The following is a 2950-nucleotide window of genomic DNA, read 5'->3' on the forward strand; positions in this document are numbered from 1 at the left end:
AGGGTCTTCTGCGTTTTCCCCCTGTCATTTCATCCACGTAAAAGGGGCCCGATCCAAGAGGGGCAAGACCGGCGAAGCCCCTTATCTGCCGCTGTGGTCAAATCCATTTCTCACCTTGTCGTCGCCTGCGCCGCCGGCCAGCACCACCCGGGCTCCATTCAGCACCTCGATCTGCTTCTTCATCTCCCTGATGCAGAGCATAGCCAGGGGCATGCTGAAGTCCTGTCGGAGAACGAGGCGCTGCACATCCACATCTCTCATATTCTCCGGCATCGGATAAGCCGGAACCATCCAGCCGTGCATGCGCAGACGGTCTTCCAGGTCGTAAAGCGTCCACGGAACGTTGGCGTCCTTCCTGAGCCTCCAGCAAACGATCGGGACCCTCTCGGCCTTTTCCAGCATTTCGAAAAGCCCCATCTTCCCGATTTCGTCGGCCATGTAGCGGGCCACATCGATTGTGCGCTGGTGTATCTCCTTGTAGCCGTCGAATCCATTGCGCATGAGCATATAATACTGCCCGACAATCTGCGACGCGCTGCGTGAAAAATTGATGGCGATCGTCGCCTCTTCGCCGCCGAGGTAACTCACCCAGAAAATGAGATCCTCCGGAAGAGCCTCCTTGCTGCGCCAGATCACCCAGCCTACCCCAGGATAGACCAAGCCGTATTTATGTCCGGACGTGCTGATCGACCACACGTTCTCCAAACGAAAGTCCCACTTGAGGTCGGGCTCGAGGAACGGCGCGATCATCCCCCCGGATGCTCCGTCGACGTGAATGCGGATGGGAAGTGAGGGATGATTCCTGTTATAGCTTCCTACGAGCTTGTCGAGCGTGCACACGTCGTCGTATTTTCCGGTATAGGTAATGCCAAGTATGGCGACGACACCGATCGTGTAATCGTCCACAGAGTTCATGACCGTATCCATGTTGAGCGACAGGTGCCCCTCGTCGATCGGGACAAGGCGCATGTCAATCTCCCAGTAACGGCAAAATTTCTCCCAACACACCTGGTACCCGGAGGAGATGACGAGATTGGGCCTTTTCGCGTTGCGGTCAACACCTGCCGCATCCGCCAGCTTCTTCCAGCGGAACAGCATCGCCAGCCCTCCGAGCATACAGGCCTCCGAAGAGCCCACCGTCGACGTTCCCATCGGCTTCTCCTCGGGGTCGGCGTTCCAGAGACTGCCGATGATGTCGACGCAGCGATTCTCCAGGTCGGCAGTCATGGGATACTCATCCTTATCGATCGCGTTCTTCTCAAGGTTCTCCGCCATCAGCTGCGTGGCGGCAGGCTCCATGTACGTCTGACAAAATGTCGCCAGGTTCTGCGTCGCGTTTCCCTCAATGCTCAGGTACTCGCGTATCATCTCGGAGGCGATGCGCGGTTCTATCGGTTTTCTGTTGATCTTTTTGTCGGGCATCGCAACGTCACTGGCCTCAGAACCGAAGATGGGGGTCAGATACCGGGTCCTGGCATCGAGAGCTGCAAGTTCGTCGCTTATCCTTCCCGCGCTCTTCCTGGTCATTTTGCGCGATAATGGCTTCTTATCCATAATCTTCTCCTTTCTCTGATCTTTTCCTTACAACCTGCAGGCTGTGCCACAGCTGCCATCTACCTGCCGCCGCTCTTCTCCGCACCGGTTCCCGACCCGTTCCACCTGTACCTGTTCGCATAGATAACGAAAGGAATCGCCATGGATATGACAAAACATACTACGAGTACGCCCTGATATATCCTGTTGTCGGCAGCAGAGAGCTTCGATGAAGGAAAGAACGATATGACGAGCGTCGCTATCGTCATCAGCATCCCCACGGCTGCAACAATCAGCTTGAAGGCCCTTCCACCCGGGACCTGAAACACCCTCTTCAGATTGTTTTTTTTCAGTATCAACACGAAGTATCCCAGAAAGAACAGGACATAGCCCACCAGATAAATGACTACCGTCAGTCCTATCGCAGTCATATAGCCGACGGACGAATCCGCCCCTCCGGCAAGGGCAATCGAACCGCAGAGAACCGCGTCCCACAGGGTTACGATCAATGCCTGAGCGACTATGGTCTTTACCGAAATGCCGTTTTCGTTTGTCTTGGCGAACGACGGCGGTAGAAGGCCATCGTTCGCGGCCTCCAGAAGAGCCCGGGACGGCCCGACAATCCATGACGATATCTCCGCGAGAACGCCAAGCGCCAAGAGTATGGACACCGCCAGAACGAGCCCATTGAACTGAGGGCCAAAGTGCGTAATAAATATCGCAATGAACGCCTCGATGACTCCATAAGAAAGATTCCCCTCAAGGGCTTTCGACGAAAGTGTCGTCGCTATGGCAAGTCCGCCAAGCGCATCAAGCATGATGGCCGATATCGTCAAAACAATCATAACCATAGGGTACGTCTTCGTCGGATTTTTGAGCTCATTGACGTGCGAGGCCGAAGCCTCCACGCCCATGTATGCCAAGATGAACGAGGCGAAAATCACGAGCGTGTCCACGTTGGAAAAGTCGGGGATCAACGTTTCGAAGTTCATGGTGATCTGCGATGCTCCGCCCGTCAGAAAGTATGCAACCAGCCCAATGAACAGGATAACGACGGGGACCACGATGCCGCCCGTGAACCCGATTTTGGATATGCGCTCCGTGTACTTCGTGCCGCCTAACTGGGTAAATGTCAGCGTCCATACGATAACGGCGACGCCGAAAAACATGACAAGGGGATTATTGTACAGCGCACTGAAGTCAAACACGTATGCCAATGCGGCCAAAATGAAGAACGCCATGGTGACAAATCCGACCGTTATTTGGAACCACTGGAAGAACAGCGCCGCAAATCCCCAACGCTGTCCAAGCGATTTACCCACCCAGGAATAGATGCCCCCGGATTCCCATCCTTCGACGGTAGCCATCTCAGCAGAGCAAAGGGCTACCGGAAGGCACCACAGCACGCCGCCGACTA

The 2950-nt window shown here is 55.2% G+C and carries 2 protein-coding genes; both read right to left on the reverse strand.

Annotated elements, in window-relative coordinates; translation table 11 throughout:
• Window positions 1-81: 81 nt before the first annotated feature.
• Window positions 82-1554 (reverse strand): glutamate decarboxylase, encoded by a 1473-nt coding sequence (locus tag Q0176_RS06460; protein WP_299300417.1) that lies wholly within the window; start codon window positions 1552-1554, stop codon window positions 82-84.
• Window positions 1555-1613: 59 nt separating this feature from the next.
• A partial coding sequence (locus Q0176_RS06465; protein ID WP_299300418.1) for an amino acid permease occupies window positions 1614-2950 on the reverse strand: 1337 nt, incomplete at its 5' end.

Origin of the sequence: uncultured Fretibacterium sp., from assembly GCF_938040765.1 — a bacterium.
Lineage (GTDB): Bacteria > Synergistota > Synergistia > Synergistales > Aminobacteriaceae > CAJPSE01.

Excerpts from the sequence above, each read along its gene's own strand:
- Q0176_RS06460 (WP_299300417.1), bottom strand. The coding sequence starts at position 1,554 with ATGGATAAGAAGCCATTATCGCGCAAAATGACCAGGAAGAGCGCGGGA.